Annotated in this window: 21 protein-coding genes; all 21 read right to left on the reverse strand. The window is 43.3% G+C overall.

Annotated features, from left to right (window positions below; genetic code table 11):
* Positions 1 to 710: 710 nt before the first annotated feature.
* The 21 genes from cysI to BTO28_RS10635 all read right to left on the reverse strand — a co-directional run bounded on the left by cysI (position 711) and on the right by BTO28_RS10635 (position 22,763).
* Positions 711 to 2,429, reverse strand: a complete 1,719-nt coding sequence (gene cysI / locus BTO28_RS10535) for an assimilatory sulfite reductase (NADPH) hemoprotein subunit (protein WP_076766024.1) — start codon at positions 2,427 to 2,429, stop codon at positions 711 to 713.
* A 26-nt stretch (positions 2,430 to 2,455) separates the two neighbouring features.
* Positions 2,456 to 4,282: an assimilatory sulfite reductase (NADPH) flavoprotein subunit gene (locus tag BTO28_RS10540; RefSeq protein ID WP_076766026.1), complete on the reverse strand. Its 1,827-nt coding sequence runs from the start codon at positions 4,280 to 4,282 to the stop codon at positions 2,456 to 2,458.
* 432 nt (positions 4,283 to 4,714) lie between these two features.
* Entirely contained in the window at positions 4,715 to 5,437 is a 723-nt protein-coding gene (locus BTO28_RS10545) for an amino acid ABC transporter ATP-binding protein (RefSeq protein ID WP_076766027.1), read from the reverse strand.
* Positions 5,424 to 6,089, reverse strand: coding sequence for an amino acid ABC transporter permease (locus BTO28_RS10550; RefSeq protein ID WP_076766028.1), 666 nt, complete (start codon positions 6,087 to 6,089; stop codon positions 5,424 to 5,426). The genes BTO28_RS10545 and BTO28_RS10550 overlap by 14 nt, the downstream gene beginning before the upstream one ends.
* 61 nt (positions 6,090 to 6,150) lie before the next feature.
* Entirely contained in the window at positions 6,151 to 6,969 is an 819-nt protein-coding gene (locus tag BTO28_RS10555) for a basic amino acid ABC transporter substrate-binding protein (protein ID WP_076766030.1), read from the reverse strand.
* Between the two features lie 356 nt (positions 6,970 to 7,325).
* The gene (locus tag BTO28_RS10560; protein WP_076766032.1) at positions 7,326 to 8,792 is read right to left on the reverse strand and encodes a nicotinate phosphoribosyltransferase; all 1,467 of its coding nucleotides are present in this window, start codon (positions 8,790 to 8,792) and stop codon (positions 7,326 to 7,328) included.
* Between the two features lie 115 nt (positions 8,793 to 8,907).
* Positions 8,908 to 10,206 (reverse strand): hemolysin family protein, encoded by a 1,299-nt coding sequence (locus BTO28_RS10565; protein ID WP_076766034.1) that lies wholly within the window; start codon positions 10,204 to 10,206, stop codon positions 8,908 to 8,910.
* A 120-nt stretch (positions 10,207 to 10,326) separates the two neighbouring features.
* Complete coding sequence (locus BTO28_RS10570) at positions 10,327 to 11,679, reverse strand: polysaccharide deacetylase family protein (protein WP_076766036.1); 1,353 nt, start codon at positions 11,677 to 11,679, stop codon at positions 10,327 to 10,329.
* Between the two features lie 101 nt (positions 11,680 to 11,780).
* A complete protein-coding gene (locus BTO28_RS10575; RefSeq protein ID WP_158068813.1) occupies positions 11,781 to 12,581 on the reverse strand; it encodes an energy-coupling factor ABC transporter ATP-binding protein in 801 nt (266 codons plus the stop codon).
* The gene (locus BTO28_RS10580; RefSeq protein WP_076766040.1) at positions 12,578 to 13,240 is read right to left on the reverse strand and encodes an energy-coupling factor transporter transmembrane component T family protein; all 663 of its coding nucleotides are present in this window, start codon (positions 13,238 to 13,240) and stop codon (positions 12,578 to 12,580) included. Before BTO28_RS10580 ends, BTO28_RS10575 begins: the two co-directional genes overlap by 4 nt.
* Positions 13,237 to 13,512 carry an energy-coupling factor ABC transporter substrate-binding protein gene (locus tag BTO28_RS10585; protein ID WP_076766042.1) on the reverse strand — a complete coding sequence of 92 codons (276 nt, stop codon included), beginning with the start codon at positions 13,510 to 13,512 and terminating at the stop codon, positions 13,237 to 13,239. The genes BTO28_RS10580 and BTO28_RS10585 overlap by 4 nt, the downstream gene beginning before the upstream one ends.
* Positions 13,509 to 14,234: an energy-coupling factor ABC transporter permease gene (locus tag BTO28_RS10590; RefSeq protein ID WP_076766044.1), complete on the reverse strand. Its 726-nt coding sequence runs from the start codon at positions 14,232 to 14,234 to the stop codon at positions 13,509 to 13,511. Before BTO28_RS10590 ends, BTO28_RS10585 begins: the two co-directional genes overlap by 4 nt.
* The gene (locus BTO28_RS10595) at positions 14,231 to 15,604 is read right to left on the reverse strand and encodes a cobyrinate a,c-diamide synthase (RefSeq protein WP_076766046.1); all 1,374 of its coding nucleotides are present in this window, start codon (positions 15,602 to 15,604) and stop codon (positions 14,231 to 14,233) included. The genes BTO28_RS10590 and BTO28_RS10595 overlap by 4 nt, the downstream gene beginning before the upstream one ends.
* Positions 15,604 to 16,686 carry a cobalt-precorrin 5A hydrolase gene (locus BTO28_RS10600; protein WP_076766048.1) on the reverse strand — a complete coding sequence of 361 codons (1,083 nt, stop codon included), beginning with the start codon at positions 16,684 to 16,686 and terminating at the stop codon, positions 15,604 to 15,606. Before BTO28_RS10600 ends, BTO28_RS10595 begins: the two co-directional genes overlap by 1 nt.
* Positions 16,683 to 17,456: a precorrin-4 C(11)-methyltransferase gene (gene cobM, locus BTO28_RS10605; RefSeq protein ID WP_076766050.1), complete on the reverse strand. Its 774-nt coding sequence runs from the start codon at positions 17,454 to 17,456 to the stop codon at positions 16,683 to 16,685. Before cobM ends, BTO28_RS10600 begins: the two co-directional genes overlap by 4 nt.
* Complete coding sequence (cobI, locus tag BTO28_RS10610; RefSeq protein WP_076766052.1) at positions 17,453 to 18,157, reverse strand: precorrin-2 C(20)-methyltransferase; 705 nt, start codon at positions 18,155 to 18,157, stop codon at positions 17,453 to 17,455. The genes cobM and cobI overlap by 4 nt, the downstream gene beginning before the upstream one ends.
* Entirely contained in the window at positions 18,154 to 19,362 is a 1,209-nt protein-coding gene (locus BTO28_RS10615; protein ID WP_076766054.1) for a bifunctional cobalt-precorrin-7 (C(5))-methyltransferase/cobalt-precorrin-6B (C(15))-methyltransferase, read from the reverse strand. The genes cobI and BTO28_RS10615 overlap by 4 nt, the downstream gene beginning before the upstream one ends.
* The gene (locus BTO28_RS10620; RefSeq protein ID WP_076766056.1) at positions 19,355 to 20,443 is read right to left on the reverse strand and encodes a cobalt-precorrin-5B (C(1))-methyltransferase; all 1,089 of its coding nucleotides are present in this window, start codon (positions 20,441 to 20,443) and stop codon (positions 19,355 to 19,357) included. Before BTO28_RS10620 ends, BTO28_RS10615 begins: the two co-directional genes overlap by 8 nt.
* Positions 20,440 to 21,084 (reverse strand): precorrin-8X methylmutase, encoded by a 645-nt coding sequence (locus BTO28_RS10625; protein WP_076766058.1) that lies wholly within the window; start codon positions 21,082 to 21,084, stop codon positions 20,440 to 20,442. Before BTO28_RS10625 ends, BTO28_RS10620 begins: the two co-directional genes overlap by 4 nt.
* Positions 21,085 to 21,852 carry a precorrin-6A reductase gene (gene cobK, locus BTO28_RS10630; protein ID WP_076766060.1) on the reverse strand — a complete coding sequence of 256 codons (768 nt, stop codon included), beginning with the start codon at positions 21,850 to 21,852 and terminating at the stop codon, positions 21,085 to 21,087.
* Positions 21,849 to 22,763: a sirohydrochlorin chelatase gene (locus BTO28_RS10635; protein WP_076766062.1), complete on the reverse strand. Its 915-nt coding sequence runs from the start codon at positions 22,761 to 22,763 to the stop codon at positions 21,849 to 21,851. The genes cobK and BTO28_RS10635 overlap by 4 nt, the downstream gene beginning before the upstream one ends.
* Positions 22,764 to 22,767: the final 4 nt, after the last annotated feature.

A 22,767-nucleotide genomic window follows, 5' to 3' on the forward strand; every position in this document is an offset into this window, starting at 1 on the left:
CCCATGAATCCTCCGCCAATCATTCCTACGTTTAACTTTTTCATATACGTTTCCTCCATTGCGCTATTTTTTTAAAATGATGACGCTTACTTACTTCATAAAAATAAATATACATGTAATAAACAGTTGAAAAGATCAAACCAACTGTAATCGATTACAATAAAACTAATTTTTTTGTAAAATGTTTCATTAAATTGGAATTTAATGAATAGTTTTAAAAAATAAATATGTAATCGATTACAAACAATCCTCAAAAAATTGCTTTTTAATTTTAATAGCCATACATAGAATCAATTAACTTGTTATAGCTAAACTTTCATTCTTAAGGATTTTTTCTGTTTACGTCTGTATATTGTTTACGAAACTAATTGTAATCGATTACATGTCAAATTACAACCTTTTTTATGCATTGAGTAAGAATTGTAACAAAATACTCACTTTTCTTTTAGAGTCAGTACGTCCACTGAGGACTGTTTTCCTGCGGACACTCATAGAGTTTCTAAAAGAGAAAGAGATGGTATTTATAAAGATAGGGAAGATATTATGAGGTTCCATGCGTCTACCAGGGAAGGAATGAAGCCTTGTTTTTTCTAAAAAAAGCAGGGCCCGAAATGGGTCCCTGCTTCATCTAATTCTTATGGTACTTTTACATTACTTGCCGGATAAATAAAATATCATTTTAAATACTGAGGAAATTTGCCCGCCACAGTTTAATCATGAAAATTTGTGCCGTCTGTCGTTGCATTGATGATACCGGCGCGAATGACAAAATCACCGAAGTGCTCGCCTTCCTGCCGTTCTTTCGCATATCGGGGAAGAAGAACACGCAGTTCGTTCAAAATCTCTTCTTCACCTATGTTTTCGCGGTGCATTTTGCTTAAGCGGCTGCCGTCATGTGCAGCACCCAAGTACATGTTATATTTGCCCGGCGCTTTGCCAATAAAGCCGATTTCGCCAAGCGCATGACGTGCACAGCCGTTCGGGCATCCAGTCATGCGAATGGTAATTTCTTTGTCACGAAGACCGTTTTCATCAACGATTTCTTCAATTTTGTCCATCAGCGTCGGCAGGTAACGCTCTGCTTCCGCCATTGCAAGACCACATGTCGGAAGAGCAACGCACGCTATTGAGCTGCGTCGGATTGCTGAATAATGTTTGCCATCCGTTAAACCATATTGTTCGATCAATTGGCTAATCTGTTTCTTTTTCTGGCTTGAAACATTGGAAAGGATCAGGTTTTGGTTGGCCGTTAGACGGAATTCTCCATTATGGATTTTGGCAATTTCGCGCAAACCAGTCATCAGCTTGTAATCATCAAAATCCGCAATGCGCCCGCCTTCAACAAACAGTGTAAAATGCCATTTTCCATTTAAGCCTTTTGCCCAGCCATAGCGGTCGCCATTATTATCGAAATGATATTGTTTTGCTTCATCCAGGCTCCAGCCTAGGCGGTTTTCAAGTTCAGCCTTGACTGTTTCAAGCCCGAGGCGGTCAACTGTATACTTAAACCGGGCATTTTTGCGGACAGAACGATTTCCATAATCGCGCTGAATTGTAATGACTTTTTCCGCCACATCCAAAATTTTGTCTGGTGTACAGAAGCCGATTACTTTAGCGAGCTGCGGATACGTCGCTTTGTCACCATGTGACATACCCATACCTCCGCCGATCGCCACGTTAAAGCCTATCAACTGATCGTTTTCCACAATTGCAATGAAGCCAAGATCTTGTGAAAAAACATCAATGTCATTGGACGGCGGAACCGCAATGCCAATTTTGAATTTACGCGGCAAATAAAGCGGTCCATACATTGGTTCAACTTCTTCCGCCTCCGGTGTACCCGCTACTTTTTCTTCATCCAGCCAAATTTCGTGGTACGCTCTTGTGCGCGGCAGTAAATAATCGCTCAATTGTTTTGACCATTCATATACTTCAGAATGAATTTCTGATTGATATGGATTCGATGCACACATAACGTTGCGGTTTACATCGCCGCAAGCCGCAATCGTATCAAGCATAGTCGCATGGATTTCCTGAATCGTTTTTTTCATATTCCATTTTAAAATACCATGCATTTGAAACGTCTCGCGTGTTGTCAGTTTTAATGTGCCGTTGCCGTATTTTTGGGCAAGGTCGTCCATGACAAGCCATTGAGCTGATGTAGCCACGCCACCTGGTAAGCGAACACGCAGCATGAACTGATACGCTGGTTCGAGTTTTTGCTTTTGTCGCTCATTGCGGAGATCCCGGTCATCCTGCAAATAGCTTCCATGATGTTTCATAAGACGGTTATCGTCATCGGGAATACCGGCGCTAATCCGATCCAGCATCACTTCTTTCAGTGTGCCGCGCAAATAATTACTTCTTTCTTTAATGTCTTCAACATCGCTTGGAGGGCCTTCCGGCGCTTTTAAAATTGGATTCACCATGTTGTTTTTCTCCTTTCAAACTAAAATCAGTATACATCCCGCTGGTAACGTTTTTGCTGCTGCATATCAGCAACATATGCTTCCGCTTTTTCACGGCTCATATTGCCTTCTTTTTCGAGAATCTCTATGAGAGTATTATGGACGTCATGAGCCATATTTTTCTCATCGCCGCAAATATAAAGCACTGCTCCTTCTTGAAGCCACTCATATAGTTCTTTGCTATGTTCAAGCATACGGTGCTGAACATATACTTTTTCATTTGAATCGCGTGAGAATGCAACATCCATTTTTGTCAAAACGCCGTCTTTTAGCCACTTTTGGAATTCCGTCTGGTAAAGGAAATCTGTCACGAAATGCTGGTCGCCAAAGAATAGCCATGATTTCCCTGATGCTCCTGCTTCTTCACGCTCTTGCAAGAATGATCGGAACGGCGCAATACCTGTGCCCGGCCCCACCATAATAACAGGCGCATCCGTGTTCTCAGGCAGCTTAAAGTTTTGATTATGCTGAATGTAAACCGGCAGCGTATCACCTGGTTCTAGACGTTCCGCACATAAAACCGAGCATACACCGCTCCGGTCGCGCCCGTTCGAATTATAACGGACAGCACCGATTGTTAAATGCACTTCATCCGGATTCGCGGATATACTGCTTGCGATTGAATAAAGACGTGCCGGCATTTTGCGTAAAAGATCCACAAACTCCTGAGGAGATACGCTAAACGGACCGAAGTCTTTAACCAAGTCAAGCAAGTCGCGTCCTTCTATATAGTTTTTTAGCTTTTCCCCGTTTTCGGCTGCCATTAATTCTTGCAATGCATCGATCCCGGTTAACTGAGCCGTTTTTTCAATAAGAGGTTTTGTTAAAACGGTAATTTCAAAATGCGATGTAAAAGCATCCCGCAATGAACTAACTTCACCTTGTTTATTGATTGTAACCTTTTCATCCGGATTCCAATTTAATGCTTGTATAAGCTCATCTACAAGTTTCGGATCATTTTGCGGATAAATGCCAAGTGCATCACCCGGCTGATACGTTAGCCCGGATCCTTCAAGCGAAATTTCCAGGTGTCGTGTTTCTTTGTTGGAACCGCGTCCATTTAAGTTCAAGTTTTCGAGCACTTCCGCATGGAACGGATTGGTTCTGGAATAAACTGTTTCACCAGCTGCTGCCGTTGGTGCTGAAGCTGGAGCAGCAACGCTTCCTGCCGCCTGTGATTCACTTAAAGCGGTTAGGACACTATCAAGCCATTCCGCTGCAGGTTCATCAAAGTCAAGATCACAGTCAACACGCGGTACAATGCGTTCTCCGCCAAGCTCTTCAAGACGCTTATCGAATTCTTTTCCTGTTTCGCAGAAAAATTCATACGAACTGTCACCCAGCGCCAAAACAGAAAAACGGAGCCCGTCCAATTTCGGTGCCCGTCGGCCATGTAAAAACTCATGGAACGAAAGCGCGTTATCCGGCGGGTCACCTTCTCCATGCGTGCTTACGACAATAAGCAGGTTTTGGACTTTCTTCAAGTTATTCTGTTTAAAATCGCTCATGGATGAGACGGTTACTTGAAAGCCCTGCCCTTCAAGTGTCTTGCCTGCATGATCAGCAAGCCCCTTCGCGTTGCCGGACTGTGACCCGTAAAGAATGGTTACTTCTTTTGAGACTGTCTGTCCAGTGCTTGCCGCGGGATTTACTTCCGGCGGCGCTTCTGTTGTAACTTGAACAGAAGCAGACTGAGACGCGGCCAAATAGCCGCAAAGCCAGACTTTTTGTGATTCTGTCAAGGTCGGCAGAAGACTGTTAAGGAGCTCTGCCTGCTCCTGATTAAAAGGACTGTTCAATACTTGAAGTTGCAACGATATCCACCTCACAAAAAAATAAATGATACATTCTTCGTACTTTAAGAGAATAATTGATTCATTCTGCTTCGAACTTTATTATAGCAATCCAAATGACAATATTCCCGACTTTTTGACATAATTGTTTTGCCGCTTTATAAGAACTTTGAAAAGCAGGATTCCTACTTGGCAAAGAAACGTCCAACTTTTATGTTTTCAACACCTATATTAATCCTATATGTTAAGTGGGTTTTAAGTCAATCTAATTCACAGAATAGTTGAAGTTTATTTTTTTTATTTTAAAGGAAAAACATTTTTTTTAACAAATAACGATAAATATAAATACCTGTTGCGCTCCATTTTTGCGCATAAAAATAAGGCTGCCCATCGTCCGTTTTCAATGACGACTATTGCTGCAGCCTCTCTAAACCTAACCCTATAATGTTTTGACTACAATACTTTACTTAAAAATGCTTTTGTCCGCTCATGCTGAGGGTCGTCAAACAGCGCTTTCGGTTCGTTTTGTTCAACGATGAACCCATTGTCCATAAAAATAACACGGTCGCCTACTTCACGGGCAAAGCCCATTTCATGCGTAACAACAATCATGGTCATACCATCTTTCGCCAGCTGTTTCATAACCTCTAATACTTCCCCGACCATTTCCGGATCAAGCGCAGATGTCGGTTCATCAAAAAGCATCACTTTTGGCTCCATCGCAAGTGCCCGGGCAATCGCCACACGCTGCTTTTGACCACCGGAAAGGGAGTCTGGATAAGCGGATGCTTTTTCTGAAAGTCCTACTTTTGCAAGTAGTGCCAACGCTTTTTGTTCCGCTTCTTTTTTATTTATTCCACGTACATTAATCGGTGCAAGTGTAATATTATCTAGAATTGTTTTATGTGGAAACAAATTAAAATGCTGGAACACCATGCCTACATTTGTACGTACGTCGTTAATATTCGTTTTTTTATCCGTTAAATCTTTTCCATCAATCACAACATGGCCGCCATTGATCGTCTCCAGCATGTTTAAGCAGCGGATAAACGTTGATTTCCCGGAACCGGATGGCCCGATGACGACCACGACTTCCTGTGGATCTACATCCATTGAAATGTCTTTTAGCACTTCATTCTCGCCAAATGATTTTTTTAAATTCTTAACGCTGATCATCGGTGCTCATTCTCCTTTCAACGTAATTCATTAAGTATGTCAGTGATAGTGTCAGTACTAAATAAATAAGTGCAACGGTAATATACGGCTCCCACACACGAATATACTCACCTGCTGCCGCACGGCCCCAGTACATGAGCTCCGGTGCCGCCAAAACGGAACCGAGCGACGATTCTTTTAATAAAACGATAAATTCATTTCCGAGCGGCGGAATAACACGCTTCACCGCCTGTGGCAAAATAACAAGTTTCATCGCCTGCACACGCGTCATGCCGAGTGAGCGTGCTGCTTCCATCTGTCCTTTATCAATCGACTGAATTCCTGCACGGAAAATCTCTGCAATGTACGCGGCCGAGTTTAACGAAAGACCAATGACAAGAGATACGAGCGGGTTAGATGGTGACATAAACAATGGCACAATACCAAAGTGTATAATTAATAATTGCACGAGCAGAGGCGTCCCTCTAAAAATATTAATGTAAATATTGAATGGAAGCTGAATCCATTTGTTCGAGGACATTTTCCCAAGAGCAATCAGCAGCCCTAAAATAAGGCCGATCAAAACCCCAGCAAGTGAAACTCCGATTGTAATGCCCATTCCCTTTAAGAAGAAAGGCATATAATCGGTTACAATGTCAAAACGAAAGTCCATATTTTTCTCCTTTCTATCATAGAAAACGGCTGTCCGTATATTAATGGACAGCCGTTTTTCTTTATTTCGCTGCTTGTTTTAATGTTTCCATATCCGGAGATTCTTCAAACCATTTTTCATAAATTTCTTCATATGTCCCATTTTCATAAAGTGTATTTAACGCCTCGTCAAATTCTGCTTTATATTCGCTGCCTTTCGGGAAGGCAATGCCATAATATTCAGGTACAAACTGTTTGTCTGTAATTGTTTCAACATCAGCATCCGGATTTGACTTAGCGTATTCAACTGCTACAGCGATATCCGTTACAACTGCTTCAACATCCCCGCTTTGAAGTGCCTGGAACATTAAGGCCGCGGTTTCATATTTAGAAATTGAACTGTCATTTTTTCCGATGATTGATTCTGCCGCAAACTGGCCTGTTGTTGCATTTTGAACACCAACTTTTTTGCCTTTTAAATCATCTGCCGACGCAATGTCTGTTCCTTCTTTAAACGCAATCATTGTGACGGATTCAAAATATGGAATAGAAAAATCATATGTTTCTTTTCTTTCGTCTGTAATCGTAATACCAGACATACCGATGTCAAGCTGCCCGCTTTGAAGGCCAGCAAGCATTGAATCCCATCCAGTATTTTGAATATTGACTTGATAACCTGCTTCCTCAGCTGCCGCATTAAGAAGATCCACGTCAAACCCTGATACTTCTCCTTTATCCATGAATTCAAACGGCGCAAACGTTGCCTCTGTTCCAACGTTTAATACCTTTTTGTCTTCTGAACCTGAACCGCTCTTTTCTTCCTCATTGCCACCGCATGCTGCTAAAAGAAGAGCACAACTCGCAGCCATCGCAACGGCTGCTTTTTTAAATGAATATGTCATGGTAAAAACCCCTTATCTTTTTTTGTATAGTAAAATAATAACTCGATCCTGCATAAATATCAAACATTTTTGATAAAAAGTTAATTTTTATGCATAGCTATTCACTATTTTTGGCAGTATTTGCTTGATTAATACATAAAAAGTGAATGAAATTTGCATAAAGAAGGAATTTTCTGATTAATAACGCATACTACCGTGACAGGAAGATTGTTGGAAACAGAATTAAAGTGTTTTCATAATATAAGGAAGGAAAAATGAGCTGCTTCACGTGATTGCCGCCCCTTCCATCAATTATAATCATTGTATGTCATCCGGGCAAAGATTACTCGACAAAAAAGATGACTCCGGATATGGGGTCATCTTTTTTGGACAAGGCAATGATGCTGAATTTTAGCTGCTTCAATATTTTTCATTTTGTTATCCCAGCAGTTCTGGCTTAAATCAACGGGATATTCTTCCGGATTCAATGCTCTTTTATACTCATTCCAAAGAAGTTTGAGATTTTCTTTCGCCAGTCTGCGAATTGTTTCAATATCCGGTAAATCATAAACGCGGACACCGTTTACAAAAATATAATCATGAAGTTCACGTGCTTCAAAATCCGTCACAAATTTGCTGATAAATGTATGGACAGGATGAAACATTTTCAACTTTTCTTCCATCTGAGGTTCTTCATTGTCAAGCGCGATATAATCTCCTTCAGCCTTACCGCTTATTTTATTAACGATCCGATATACACGTTTCAGTCCCGGTGTCGTTACTTTTTCTGGATTGGCCGATAATTTAATTCTGTCTTTCATAATTCCAGAATCATCTTCAATGGAAACTAATTTGTATACCGCACCAAGAGCTGCCTGGTCATAAGCAGTGATCACTTTTGTGCCGATTCCCCATATATCAATTTTTGCACCTTCTGCTTTTAAATTCATTATCGTATATTCATCGAGGTCATTTGAAGCAACAATATGTGCATCTTCAAACCCTGCGTCATCAAGCATTTTACGCGCTTCTTTTGACAAGTAGGCCATGTCACCGCTATCAAGACGAATGCCGATAAAGTTAATTTGATCGCCGAGCTCTCTTGCCACCTGAATGGCGCTTGGAACGCCCGATTTAAGCGTGTCATACGTATCTACCAGGAAAACACAGTCACGGTGACGCTCCGCATATTTATGGAAAGCTGTATATTCATCTTGATACGTCTGAACGAGTGCATGAGCGTGGGTGCCTGATACAGGGATGCCGAACAGCTTTCCGGCACGGACATTGCTCGTTGCATCAAATCCGCCTATATAGGCTGCCCGTGTTCCCCATACGGCTGCATCCATTTCATGAGCTCGCCGTGAACCAAACTCCATTGCCGTTTCTTCCCCGAGAACCTGCTTAATCCGAGATGCTTTCGTGGCAATTAATGTTTGGTAATTCACAATATTGAGAAGCGCTGTTTCAATGATTTGCGCTTCCGCCAATGGTGCCTCCACACGTAAAATGGGCTCATTTGCGAAAACAAGCTCACCTTCATTCATACTCTTTAACGTCCCCGTAAATCGCATATCTTTTAAATAAGATAAAAAATCCTCTTGATAACCCAGGTCCCGCAAGTATCCGATATCGCTTTCAGTAAAATGAAACTTTTCAAGATAATCAACTATTTTTTCGAGACCTGCAAAAATACCGTAGCCATTTCCAAATGGAAGTTTACGAAAATATAATTCAAAGACTGCTTTTTTTGTATGGATGCCGTCGTGCCAGTACGTTTCGGCCATATTAATTTGATAAAGGTCGGTATGCAAGGCAAGACTGTCGTCTTCATATCGTGACATATTTACTACTCCCTTTGCTTTTCCATCGCACTTCATTCTAGTCATCTTACACCTTTTTTCGCACTCCGGCAACTGTTTCCGGCCCAGTTATGACCGCCAACAAACAAAACCCGCCTTAGGCGGGTTTTGCTGCTTCTATATACAAGATATGGTGACCGTCTATATCTATCACTTTAAAGTTCCAGCCATCTGATTCGATCATATCATGTAGTTTTGCATCAATTTTTTCCGTCAAAAACCAGCCGCCGAGCGTATCAACACCTTCATCACTCAATTCTGTGCCAAGAAGATCATTTACTTCCCCAATCAGCACTTTTGAATTAAATAAGTAATGACCGTCATTCACTTTCCGTACTTCAGCAATTTCATCTGTATCAAATTCATCCTGGATCTCTCCGACTATTTCCTCTAAAATATCCTCTACCGTGACAAGACCGGATGTACCACCGTATTCATCAATTAGAACCGCCATATGCGTCCGCTCTTTTTGCATTTTTACAAGTAAATCATGAATGAGAATGTTCTCAAACACCCGGATAACCGGTTTAATAAACTGTCGCAGCGGCTCTACTTTTGGATAAGGTTCTTCTCTAACTACAACGGTTAAAATTTCTTTAAAGTTAACCATTCCAATGACATTGTCTTTTTCCCCCTCAATTACGGGATAACGAGTATATTTTTCTTCTTTCACGACCGCCAGCACTGCACTCATCGGGTCTTCGATCGACAGACTCACCATTTCCGTTCGCGGTACCATTATTTCTTTAGCCATCCGCTCATCAAATTTAAAAATATTATTTACATACTTCAATTCGTTCTGATTAATTTCACCGCTTTTATAACTTTCGGACAGCAGCATACGCCATTCTTCTTCTGTATGAACAGATTCATATTCAGACGCAGGCTTCAGTCCAAAAAGACCGACAAGAAGACGAGCTGAACCATTTAATACCCATATAAACGGAAACATAATACGGTAAAACCAGATCAACGGGACAGCAAGAGCAAGTGTAACAGCTTCTGCTTTTTGGATCGCCAGCGTTTTAGGTGCAAGTTCACCAACGACGACGTGCAAAAACGTTACAGTCGAAAAAGCAATGGCAAATGACAAAAGTGTTGTCACAGACGAAGCTAGATCAAACCGCTCAAAAAGCGGGTGAAGAAGACGTTCAACTGTCGGTTCACCGAGCCAGCCAAGACCGAGCGCAGTAATTGTTATACCCAGCTGACAGGCTGATAAATATTCATCGAGATGTGTTGTGACTTGTTTCGCTGCTGCTGCACCGGGTTTTTCTTCCGCGACGAGTTGATCAACACGTGTGGTCCGCAGTTTCACGATCGCAAATTCTGCCGCCACAAAAAATGCGGTCAGTGCAATTAATAGCGCGACACCGAGTAAATTAATGATCTCCAATGACGAGCTCCGTTAACGGAGCACACACCTCCTATAATAGAGAGTGATATTTTCCTTATCATACCATGTTCGTTTTCCATTTAACAAAAAAACCAGCCTAGTGTATTCTGAGCTGGAATATTAATAAAGTTCATCCACCGTAACAAGTTCATATCCTTGGTTTTGAAGATAAATAATTATTTCTTCTAGTGCATCGGCTGTCGTTTTGTGAATGTCATGCATTAAAATGATCGAACCGTCTTTTGCATTCTGTTTTACAATATTATATATGGATTTCGGATTGTGCGATTTCCAGTCCAGTGTATCAACTGACCAAAGAATGGGCGGTGCTCCCAGAATTTGATTTACGTTTTTATTTGTTGCACCATATGGTGGCCGAACGGTCAAAGGCGAGACACCAGCTGCTTTTTCAACAGCTGCAGCCGTCATGTCAAGTTCTTTTTGAACTGATGAGGGTGGAATTTTTGTAAAATCTTTATGACTCCAGGAATGATTTCCGATTTCGTGTCCCTCTTGCGCCATCCGTTCAACAAGTTCTGGAAAAAAATCAACTCGACTTCCAAGTACATAAAAGGTTGCTTTCGCATCATATTTTTTCAGGACACTCAAAATAGCAGTGGTACTGTCTGGATTTGGGCCATCATCAAATGTAAGTGCCACTTTTTTCACATGAATATGCCTTGCTTCAACAGCTGTTTTCGGTGGAGCATCTGGTGCCTGTAGCTGTTCATTTGTCATACTCACGGCAAACCGGTCCCGCCATTCTTTTTTCATGTAAGGTTTTATTTTTTTTATAGGCATTCTAGCATCCATTGTCTCTCCACTTTTTATCGGAAATACAACGTCGTTTTCTTCTATAAAAATATTTGCAAGTGCCTGATCACCTGCGAAACTATGAGCAATATCTTCACTCAGATGATCACCTTGAGGAAGAGAATTCTGAACGGGCGTTATTAAGGCCCGGGCAGCTTTATCTGGGTTGATAAACAATTCACGGCCGGCAACAAACTTTTTGGCGATCACATCAGCCATCAACGTATCTTTTGAGATCTTATGACTCCCATTTCCTGTATATGAATCTACCATAAATATTATGCTATAAAAACCTTCTCCTGCAGAAATAAGTCGAAATGTTAGTGAAAACGATGCAGAGTGCTCAACTAATGCGTCATCACTCATAGCATCCATTTCTGAAAAAAATTGACTTTCTTTTGTCTTTACATACTGTTCAATCTGCTCATCAAGTGCCGCTATCGAAAACACTGGATAATGAACAGCCATGTTGTACAGCTCTTCTTCTGCTGCTTTCGTCTTAATGGCTACACCATCATATGATGACTTTTTTACTTCAGTCGCCCAAACAAGTGCATCTTCATCCGTTTTTGACGCAGTCACAATCAGATTGGCAGCGATCGTTAAGACAAACATTGCCATACTAACAAGCATTGCTAAAATCATTTTTTTCTTTTTCATGTTGCATCCCCTGCTATTCGGCACATATTTTGGTTGTTAATTACATTTCATAAGTGTAATCAATCCCAAATTAGAACACAACCCTTTTCCTAAAAATAATATTACATTTTTGTCATTAAGTCCCGAATAACTTGAAGTGCATCTGTCTTCGTCAATGGTTTCGATCCGTTTATGCGGCCAATTTCATATGCCCATGGCACTTCTATTCCCGGTGGAAGCGTTTCGCTGAATACAATTGAGGCGGTGTCATGTCTTATGAGTCTTCCCTTGTCTAAAATAATGAACTGGTCTGCCCATTCATAAGCAAAATCAACATGATGAGTTGAAACAATGACGGTTTTGCCCCTGTTGTGAAAATCATTAATCAATGCTGTCAGCTTTTTTACGTTAGCAGGATCAAGTCCCGCTTCCGGTTCGTCTAAAATGAAGACATCCGGATTCATCGCGGCAACACCGGCTATGGCCGCCCGCTTTTTTTCCCCCATGCTGAGCGCATGTGGCGGTTTATATCGAAGCGGGAGTATTCCGCACGCTTCCATCGCTTCAAACGAGGCATTTTTTGCTTCGCTCATTGTCCAGCCTAGCTGCAGCGGCCCGTACATGATGTCTTCCTCAACTGTCGGTGCAAACAGCTGCATATCTGGATTTTGCATGACAAAACCGATTTTTCTCCTCCATTCCTGGAGCTGTTTCTTTTTATAAGTGAGTACCTCTCCATTTAAAGAAACCGTTCCTTTATAAGGCCGCACTAAACCGGTGAAATGGTGAAAAAGAGTCGACTTTCCTGAACCACTCGCTCCAAGAACAGCTATTTTGGCTCCTTTTTTTATGGTAAGGTTTATTTGCTTTAATACTTCTGTACCATCCGGGTATGAAGAGTAAACATTTTGCAGTTCAATCATTTCTTTTTCCTCCAGAACGATTTCCATTCCGCAGAGGGAATGTAATCAAGCCCGCCTCGCAAAAGAGCGGCATTTTGCCTTTCATTCATTTCCAATAAAGTTGATGTAAAAATATGCACAGCCGCTCTTGCCGCCATTTGAACGCCAGGTCGCCCGGAGCGCAGCATTTGCGCCTGTATAACCTCGTTCTTTTTTTCCCATAACTGAAAAATAAATCGATATACAAGGAACGTGATGTCGACAAAAAGTGAAGGGAGTTTACATTTTTTCATCAGCCAGACAATTTGCGTAAATGGTGTCGTAAGTATAAATGCGTATACTGAAGCTGCTCCCGCAAAAGCAGCACAAGCAGTCGTTAATGCTGTATAAATGGACTTATCATCCGTGGATACAGACAGCCAGCCATTAAATGAAAAAGCAATTGGCAAAACGCCGGCCAAAATAAACGCGGCCGGCGCAATTAATAATCGAATATATAAAAATAGTGATACACCGCTTAATAGGGCAAAAAACAACGAAGCGATTACGGTGAAAATCGCCATTCCGGGGTCCCGCCAAATAATAGAAAGAAAAAGCAACGGGAAACATATAGCGGCTTTTTCACCCGGGTGGATACGTGCAAAACGGCTGATATTCGCCGTACGGTCAATTATATTCATAGTTTTTCCCTTTTTGCCCGTGCCCTTACAGTCCCAATGACGTACCCGATTACACCCGCACCAATGGCTGCCTGCAATGAAAAAAGGAGACTCTCTGTTTCACCACCTGGCGGTTCAAAAAGCGGATTCGCCCATGGTTCATAGTCTGATTGAATGGCAGTAATTAATTCTTCAGCTTGACCATCAGCTCCACCAAACTCGCTGTCTTGCCACATAAACAGGGGGATCACAGCAATCGCCACTGCAAAAAGAACAAGTGCTAGATTTTTCATGAAAAATTCACTCCTTTTAGCGAAGTCCGGTGTTTTTCAAGCCAATTGACAGCGACTGCAGTCAAGAGGCCTTCACAAACCGCAAGCGAAAGTTGAGTCACCGCAAAAATACCGGCAAACTCAAGAAACGATGCAAAAACACCGCCTGATTCAGATGGAAAAGCGAGTGCAAGTTGTAGAGAGGTCACAGAGTACGTGACAATATTTGCAGAAAACGCTGTGAAAAAAGCATTCACGCCGGTTTTCACTCCTGCTTTTTTCAATAAACGGTATACGGCATATGCTGCGAAAGGACCGGCAACTGCCATAGAAAAGGCATTTGCTCCTAGCGTCGTAATGCCCCCATGTGCTAGCAAAAGCGCCTGAAACAATAACACAATGGTGCCAAGTACCGTCATAGCTGCCGGACCAAATAACATCGTTCCAAGTGCTGTCCCAACTGGATGAGAACTGCTGCCAGTCACTGATGGAATTTTCAATGCAGACAAGACGAATGCAAATGCACCTGCAAAACCGATCATGAGTTTCGCTTCAGGGTTTTTATCGATTGCTGTTTTTAATGTTTTTAAACCCCAAATAATAAACGGAATCGTAACCACCCACCAGAACACAGTCCACCATACAGGAAGGAATCCTTCCATAATATGCATGGCAGCCGGTTCCGTAAAGGAGTTAATCCAGAAAAAGAAAACGAGCGTAAAAATGATCATAAACTTCTTCATATCGTTACCTCTTTTCGTGTAAATGCACGGGCTGCTGAGACAAATGCTGCAGCAAAATCTTTGTTTGAAGGAAAATAAATGTGGGCATAGCCCGTTACAGCATTGTATCGTATACACCCATCCGGCTTTGCGCCGAATCTTCCAGCTGATTGATATGCCGGGACGACAGTTGAAGATGGTTCGAAAACGGAATAGTGAAACTCATGCCCTTTTACTGTCAGCCCGTCTGGAAGCCATGCGCCAGTTAAGGCTGTCATCTCTCGGTATCCGAGTGCTGCACGGGTAGTTTTCATGATCGTACGGCCCGGTATTATACCGCACATGGGATAGACATGATTGTCGACTGTCATGAGTTCATCTGTCAAAAACATAAATCCGCCGCATTCGGCAAGAGTTGGCATTCCCGACTCCACCGCCCGTTTAATCGATTTTCGAGCTTCACACTGTGCAGCAAGCAATGGCGCGAATTCTTCCGGAAACCCCCCGCCTATATACAAAGCATCAGCATCGTCCGGGATCAGTTCCCCAGCAAGCGGTGAAAAATAGTGAATATTAGCGCCAAGAGACCGGAGAATTTCGATATTTTCTTCATAATAAAAATGAAAAGCTGAATCTTTTGCGACAGCAATCGTAACAGGTTGTCCATGTTCACTTTCAAATAGAGCAGACTGAACTGGCGGCAGATCAGTTGTCTGTGCAATTGCTAACAACTGTTCAATGTCGATTGTTTTTTCCGCCGCATCTGCTAGTGTATCAAATAGATCGTTCAAATCACCCCGTTCCACTGCCGGGACAAGGCCAAGATGACGTTCAGGCATGGTGACACCCGGCATTTTATTTAAATGGCCGATAACTGGGATGCCGCATTCCTGCATAACAGCCTGTTCTATTATCTTGAAATGGCTGGCACTGCCCGTTTTATTAGCGATCACACCTTTGATTCGACCGGGAGCCATTGATTGAAACCCTTTAACGATGGCGGCTGCACTTCTCGCGGTGCCAGACGCATCGATCACAAGCAAAACTGGCGCATCCAGAATACGACTAATATCAGCAGTACTTCCGTCATCAAGAAGTGGGTTTTTCCCATCAAACATACCCATAACACCTTCAATAACGGAAATATCCGCATCGAATGACGCACGTTTAAAAATAGCTGTCATAGTGTCCGCATCGCCCATCCAGCTGTCAAGGCTGCGTGACAGTCGACCGCAAATCGCTGTATGATATGTCGGATCAATGTAATCTGGACCGCACTTGAAGGGCTGCACAGATAAATTCCGGCGCATCAATGCGCCGAGCAATGCGAGCGTTACTGTCGTTTTTCCTGAACCGCTTCCTGTTCCCGCAATGACAATACGCTTCGTCATTATTTTTCCTCCCTGAATATTGCAACCGAAATTGTCACGTTGCCGCTTTTTTTCTTATGAAGGACAACTTCACCGCCGTTTGATGCAAGAAACGCCGCCGGTTCACTCACACCGTATGCACCTGTATATTGATAAACAGTATCTGATTTTTCTTTCATTGGTGCTTTGTTTAATTCTTCCGCTTTATACGTAACGAATGGCCAGTTATTTTGCCCCGATAATTCTAAAATCCCTTGCTCATCTTTTTTTAGATCAATTGAAGCGATTGCTTTCACACTATTTTTTGAAAATGACAAAGACTCTAATGTTTCATTGACGACTGCTTCTATTTCAGCAATTCCTGTACCACGGTTGCACCCGATGCCGATCACGATTGATTTTGGCCGGTATACAACCGGATAACGAAGACCTGATAATTCCTCTTCAGCTATCAAGCGGTGAGTAACAACAAGCGCGGCGTTATGAGGTGTACGAATCGCTTCTTCAACGGAAGAAGCAGTTCGAATATGATCAGGCATTTTCCTGTCATGCTTCCACCAGTTTGTCTCCCCTGATTCCTGTACGACAAGAATCGGTTCTTCGTTCACAACAGCAGCAGCTGCCTGAGTCAAATACTTGTCATATTCAAATTTCCATCCGAACTCTCGGCCAAACATATCAACCGGAATCGTTTTTTGTACATCTGATGCGGTTGTTATGACCGGTCGGGCACCTGTTAAGGCTGCCACTTTATGTGTAAGCTCATTTGCGCCGCCGATATGACCTGATAATACGCTGATGGCATGTTCCGCCCGATCATCCAGTACGACAACAGCCGGATCCGTTTTTTTATCCTTTAAAATCGGTGCAATCATTCGCACAACGGCTCCGAGTGAAATAATTAATACGATGCCGTCATACTTTTGAAACAGGTCCGGGAGAATAAGGCGGACTGAACCGTCAAACAGTGTAATGCCTTTTTCTTCTTCATCCCCGCGGCGAAATTTAGACATATAATAAAGGTCGGCATTTGGAATGGTATCGGCTAACCTGCGCCCTGTCTCGGTTCCATGTTTGGTGATTGATGCAATGGCAACCTTCATTGTTTAAGCCCTTTCCGAAATCCGTGAGTAAATGTTTTATCGTACAGCTTTGAACGGTGGCCTAATTTGCCAATATCCGGATCAAGCGCTTTCCCCGCTAAAATCATCGCCTGCTTGCGAATACCATTTTCACGCATCGCTGCATCTAGTTCCGCAATTGTTGTTCTAACAATTTTTTGATCAGGCCATGTCGCCCGATATACAACCGCAGCAGGTGTGTCTGCTGACCAGCCTGCTTCTACAAGTTCACGCGTCACTTTTTTCGTTAACGTTGCGCTCAAGAAAAACGCAATCGTGCACTCATGTTTTGCAAGATCTTTCAGCTGTTCTTTTTCAGGTACTGGGGTGCGGCCTTCTGCTCTAGTTAAAATAACCGTCTGGGTCACATCCGGTATGGTTAATTCGGCGCCGGCTGCCGCTGCGGCTGCAAATACAGAACTAACCCCTGGCACGATTTCCGCTTCAATACCCGCTTCATTTAACAGGGCGATCTGTTCAATAATAGCCCCATACACTGACGGGTCACCTGTATGAAGCCGGACGACTTTCTTTCCATCCTTCACATAGTCCGTCATGGTCTCGACCATTTCTTCTAAATGCATTCCGGCTGTTTTTAACACGACTGCATCCGGTTTGCAATCATTCATTAATTCTTCATTGACGAGTGAATCTGCATATAAAATAACGTCCGCTTCCTGCAAAAGTTTCATGCCGCGCACCGTAATTAAATCAGGTGCGCCTGGACCTGCTCCAACTATGTAAATTTTCATTTTTTCTTCACCACCATGAGCGTTAAATAATTTGGTTCAGCCCGTTCAAATTCATCGAGCGTCCAGATTACTTCATCACTGGATGTTACCTTTGTGACAGCATGGGCATTTTGTTCGAGCCCAAGTTCACGAATGACACTCGAGATCAATGACGCCACTTTCGCCACTTTTAAGAAAATAACACAGTCATGCTGTTCGATTGCTCTTTTCAGTGCTTCCCGGTCGTCCGTTGCCGGAATAATCGCTACATGTTCATCACCGTCTGCGAGCGGCAGGTTCAGTCTCGCCGCAGCTCCGTTAACAGATGATATTCCAGGAATAACCACTGTTTTTACCTCGGGCAATTTCTTCAGTAGCACGTTCTTCATATGAATAAATGTGCTATACAGCATCGGATCACCTTCCGTTACAAAGGCAACGTTATGGCCGGCTTGTAATTTCTCGGCCACTGCTTCGGCTGCTTTATTCCATTCACGGTCTAAAATTACTGGATCTTTCGTCATTGGAAACACCAGGCCAAGCATGTCTTTTTCTGACGGATCAATGTACGCATCAATAATTTGTCTGGCATAACTTTTTTCCCCGGAGCGCTTTTTTGGAAATGCGATCACTTTGCTTTCCGACAATATGCGGAATGCTTTTACCGTCAAGAGTTCCGGATCACCAGGCCCTGCGCCGATCCCATATAAAATACCTGTCATGTTTGTTCCTCTTTTCTCGTCGCACAAATAATGTAGACGGGATTTTGCGCATCAAAGCGCGTCATATTTAAAATCGGTTTTGAAAGCGAAACTTGCGCAAGTGCAATGTCAACGTCAAATCCTGCTTCTTTTAACAGCTTATGTGCTTTAGACATATTTTCAATTGTCACTGCGTTTAACACGATTGTGCCGCCCGGTTTTAACCGGTCTGCACACGTCTGAATAAGCTTGTCCATGTTGCCTGCCGTTCCGCCCATAAACACGCAATCCGGATCAGGAAATGAATCTAGTCCATCAGGTGCCTTTGCGTGAACAAGTGTGACATCGGTACGGAATTTTTTAAAATTAGCCTGTGCATTGGCTAGATCCGCTTCATTTTTTTCTACGGCAAACACCGCGCCGTTTCTGGCGATTTTTGCTGCTTCAATCGCGATTGAACCCGTGCATGTGCCAATATCCCATACAACGCTGTCCCGTTTAATGTTCATACGGCCGATTGTAAGAATGCGGACATCGCGTTTCGTAATTAACCCTTTATCCGGCTTGCGCTGATCAAATTCATCATCTGGAATCCCTGTAGGCCACTGTTTAGATGGGCGATTTTTCTTCAAGATCACGACATTCAGTGACGAAAAATGCGCATCAGCCATCTCTTCAAGTGTAAGATGCCTGCATCTTTCATCTTGAGCGCCAATGTTTTCTGCAACAAACGCGTCATACTCTGCCAAATGAAAATCGAGCAAATACCGGGCAATCGCATCCGGAGAATTTGTTTCATCGGTTAGGAGCGCGATTTTTTCTTCACCGTCAATTCTTTGTGCAAGCCCTGTCATAGACCGGCCGTGAACGCTAATGATCTTCGCGTTTTGCCACGATTCGTTCATTCGGGCAAATGCGAGCTGTACACTTGACGGATGAGGCACAATGTTTGCTTCAATGTCACCTGATAAATACGCACCTATCCCGTAAAAAAGCGGATCACCAGATGCGAGGACAACCACCTGCTTTGTTTCTCTTCTCAGCCTGTCTTTCAGTTCGCGCAAGTTCCCTTTGATTTCAAATTTCTCTCCTTGATAATCAGGAAAATAAGACAACTGGCGCTGCCCGCCTGCTAACAAATCACTCTTATGAATGACATCGATCTCACGTGGATGAAGTCCATCTGCTCCTCCCGCACCGATGCCGATAATATGTATGTTACTCACAATATTCCGCCTTTCCGAGCAACTGTCCTTTCATCGCAAACAGCAATGTTTCAACGCATAAACCGCCCCTTGCCTCACGAGCTGAATGTTCAGAGCAGTTCCGGCATAAAATGGTGAAGAATTCCGGATAAGCCGCCATCATTTCTGCTGCATGAGTCGCTGTATTGGCGCTTTTTACTTCCTCTATTTCCTCTGCTGTTGCTCCTGCTTCTTTTGCCATTTCCGCCAAAAAGTTCATATCAACCGGGGCACTCTTCGAATGAACCATCATGACACCCTGTGCAACTTTTGAAAATTTACCTGGCATGCCGGCAAGCGTTACTTTTTCAATACCGAGCCGCTTGCAATGCTTTAGCGTAAAGCCGACAAAATCACCCATTTCGATAAAAGCTTCTTCTGGTAATTCGGTTAAATATTCCATTGCAAACTTTTCACTGCGTCCGCCAGTTGTCGCCGCAACATGTTTGCAGCCGGATGCAACAGCCACTTCAATTGCTTTTACAATACTTGCTCGAAAAGCCGACGTCGAAAAAGGACGCACAATCCCACTCGTTCCCAAAATGGATAAGCCCCCCAAAATTCCAAGGCGTGCATTTAAAGTTTTTTTGGCTAGTTCTTCCCCATTCGGGATGGAAATGACGACGGAAACCCCTTTGCCCGGGCCACATTCCCCAAGCAATTCATCTACCGCCTCCAAAATCATACGGCGGGGCACAGGATTAATAGCGGCCTCACCGGGTTGAACATCTAGACCTGGTTTCGTTGCTCTGCCAACCCCTTCTCCTCCATCAAGATGAATGCCCGGTTCACTGGCCCAGCTCACTTCTGCACAGATCACCGCCCCATGCGTCACATCTGGATCATCTCCGGCATCTTTTTTAACCCCTGCTTTTACGCTGCTTTCCTTCACTTCAATAAATTCCGGTGAAAAGTGTGCCCATTGTTTAGCCGGCAAATAGACGGATACCGATTCCTGCCTAGTGCCGGTAATGAGAGTCTGAAGTGCCAATTTTGTTGCCGCTGTCGCACACGTACCCGTTGTATACCCGGTACGAAGTGGTTTATCCGGAACAGGCTTCATTTTACTGCAAGCAGCGACAGTGCATTCAGTGCTGCAACAGTTACTGTGCTGCCACCTTTACGACCGATGTTTGTAATAAATGGAATATCCAGTTTTGCGAGTTCTTCTTTTGACTCTGCTGCTGACACAAATCCAACCGGCATTCCGATAATTAAATCCGGTTTTGCTAGGCCTTCTTTTGCTAGTCGGATAATTTCCAAGAGTGCCGTTGGTGCATTGCCAATTGCATAAATGCCACCATCACCGAGCGCAGCTGCTTTTCTCATTGAAACAATTGCACGTGTCAAACCAAGCTCTTTCGCTTCTTTCATTACGTCTTCGTCGGAAATATAGACGTTGACCGAACCGCCAAACTTCTCAATTCGTGGTTTTGAGACACCAGACTGAATCATTTGCACATCACAAATGACACGAGCACCGTTGCGAATTGCTTGAATGCCGGACTTAATTGCATCCGGGTGAAACAATACACTTTTTCCAAGGTCAAAATCAGCGCATGCATGAATAACACGCTGTACAACAGCATATTCTTCCGGCGACAAATCGTGGGGGCCAAATTCTTCATCAATCATTGAAAAGCTCAGGCTTTCGATTTCCATCGGTTTCACTGTTTCCGGCACAAACGCAGTTTTAAAATCCATTTAATTTTCCTCCAGGCGAGTTAATGTATTGATTACTTCTTCAAAGGTTTCGCATTGATTTGGATAGTCAACAGGCGGACGCGAAATGACAATGGTTTCAATACCCAATGATACCGCTGCTTCGATTTTCTCCGCGACCGCTCCAATTGCCCCGCTTTCCTTCATAACCGTCGTCTTAACGTTATAATGACGGTAAAGAGCTGAATCAAGTTCCTTCGTAAAAGGCCCCTGCATCGCAACAATATTTTTTTGCTGGACACCAAGCGCCGCGCATTTTTCCATATTGTCGAGCCGTGGCAGCATTCTTGCAATGAGACGGATGTCCGCTAGTGGCAGCAGTTTTTTTGTAAACACCTGCAATGTCTTGCTGCCCGTCGTCAGCATCACTACACCGCCTTTTTCTGCCGCTGCGTCTGCCGCCTGTTCGTACGTATCGACACGTGTGACGAGTGGATGTTCATCAATCTCCGTTCCAGCGCGCTCATAACGAATATAAGGGATACCTGCTTTTTCTGCAGCTTCAATTGCATTTTTTGATGCTTCTTCCGCAAAAGGATGACTCGCATCAATAACAGCTGTATAACCCGTCAGCAAAACTGCGGCCATTTCTTCTGCATCAAGTCTTCCCGTCTTAGCGTTAATACCGGCAGATTCGAGTTCTGCGGCTGCATTTTCCGTGACAACGGAAGCCGTCACTTGACGGCCTGTTTTCTGAAGCATGACGGCCAGTTCACGCGCATCGCTTGTCCCGGCTAAAAAGAAAATCATTGAACCGCCTCTTCCTTATGTTGATGGTCATGGTGATGATCCTCATGGTCGTGGGTGTGATCATGTTCATGATCGTGGTCATGATCATGGTGATGATGGTGATGGTGATGTTCACCCGCTTCAAACCTGTACTGACATGTATCACAGTTCATAACGACGGACTCGCCAAGCGCTTCATCAATCCGGTCGGCAATAATCGTTTTGAGCTTTGGATGAAATCCAAAATAATTTGCCAGTACAAATTGAATGTGAGGATACTGAGTGTTAAATGTTTTAATATCTTCCTCAATGCGTTTGATTAGTACGCCAGTGAATAAAAAGTAAGGCAAAATGGTGATTTTTCTCGCACCTAATTTATTAGCTTTCTCAACAGCCTGTGGAAGTGACGGATTCGTTACGCCATAAAAAGCCGGTTCCACTGTTTCAAAATCAGATTTTTCCCAGAGAATTCGGGCAATTTTGCATAAATCACTATTCGCATCCACATCGCTGCCGCCACGTCCGAGCAAAATGACTGCGTCATCTTCTCCTGCTTCATCCGGATTCACACCCGCATCCTTCAGACGGTCACGTAAAATAACAGATGTTTCATAATGAATCCCGATCGGTTTTCCATATGTAAACGTTACATCCGGGTACTTTATTTTTGCTGCATCTATCGCGGCCGGTATATGAATTTTGGAATGACCGGCCTGCAACAGCATTAGTGGAATAAGCGCAATGGATGTTGCTCCTTTATCCACACAGTTTTGAATGCCTTTCTCAATATCTGGCCGAGCAAATTCCAAAAAGCAAGTTTCATATAAAACCAATGGACTTAATTCAGGCAAAAATCCTTCAACAAACTCCAAAATTTGCTTATTCCCTTCAGAATCTCTACTTCCATGCCCGACAAATAATACTGCTTTCATTTTC

Origin of the sequence: Domibacillus epiphyticus, assembly GCF_001975785.1 — a bacterium.
In the GTDB taxonomy this organism is placed as follows: Bacteria; Bacillota; Bacilli; order Bacillales; family Domibacillaceae; genus Domibacillus; species Domibacillus epiphyticus.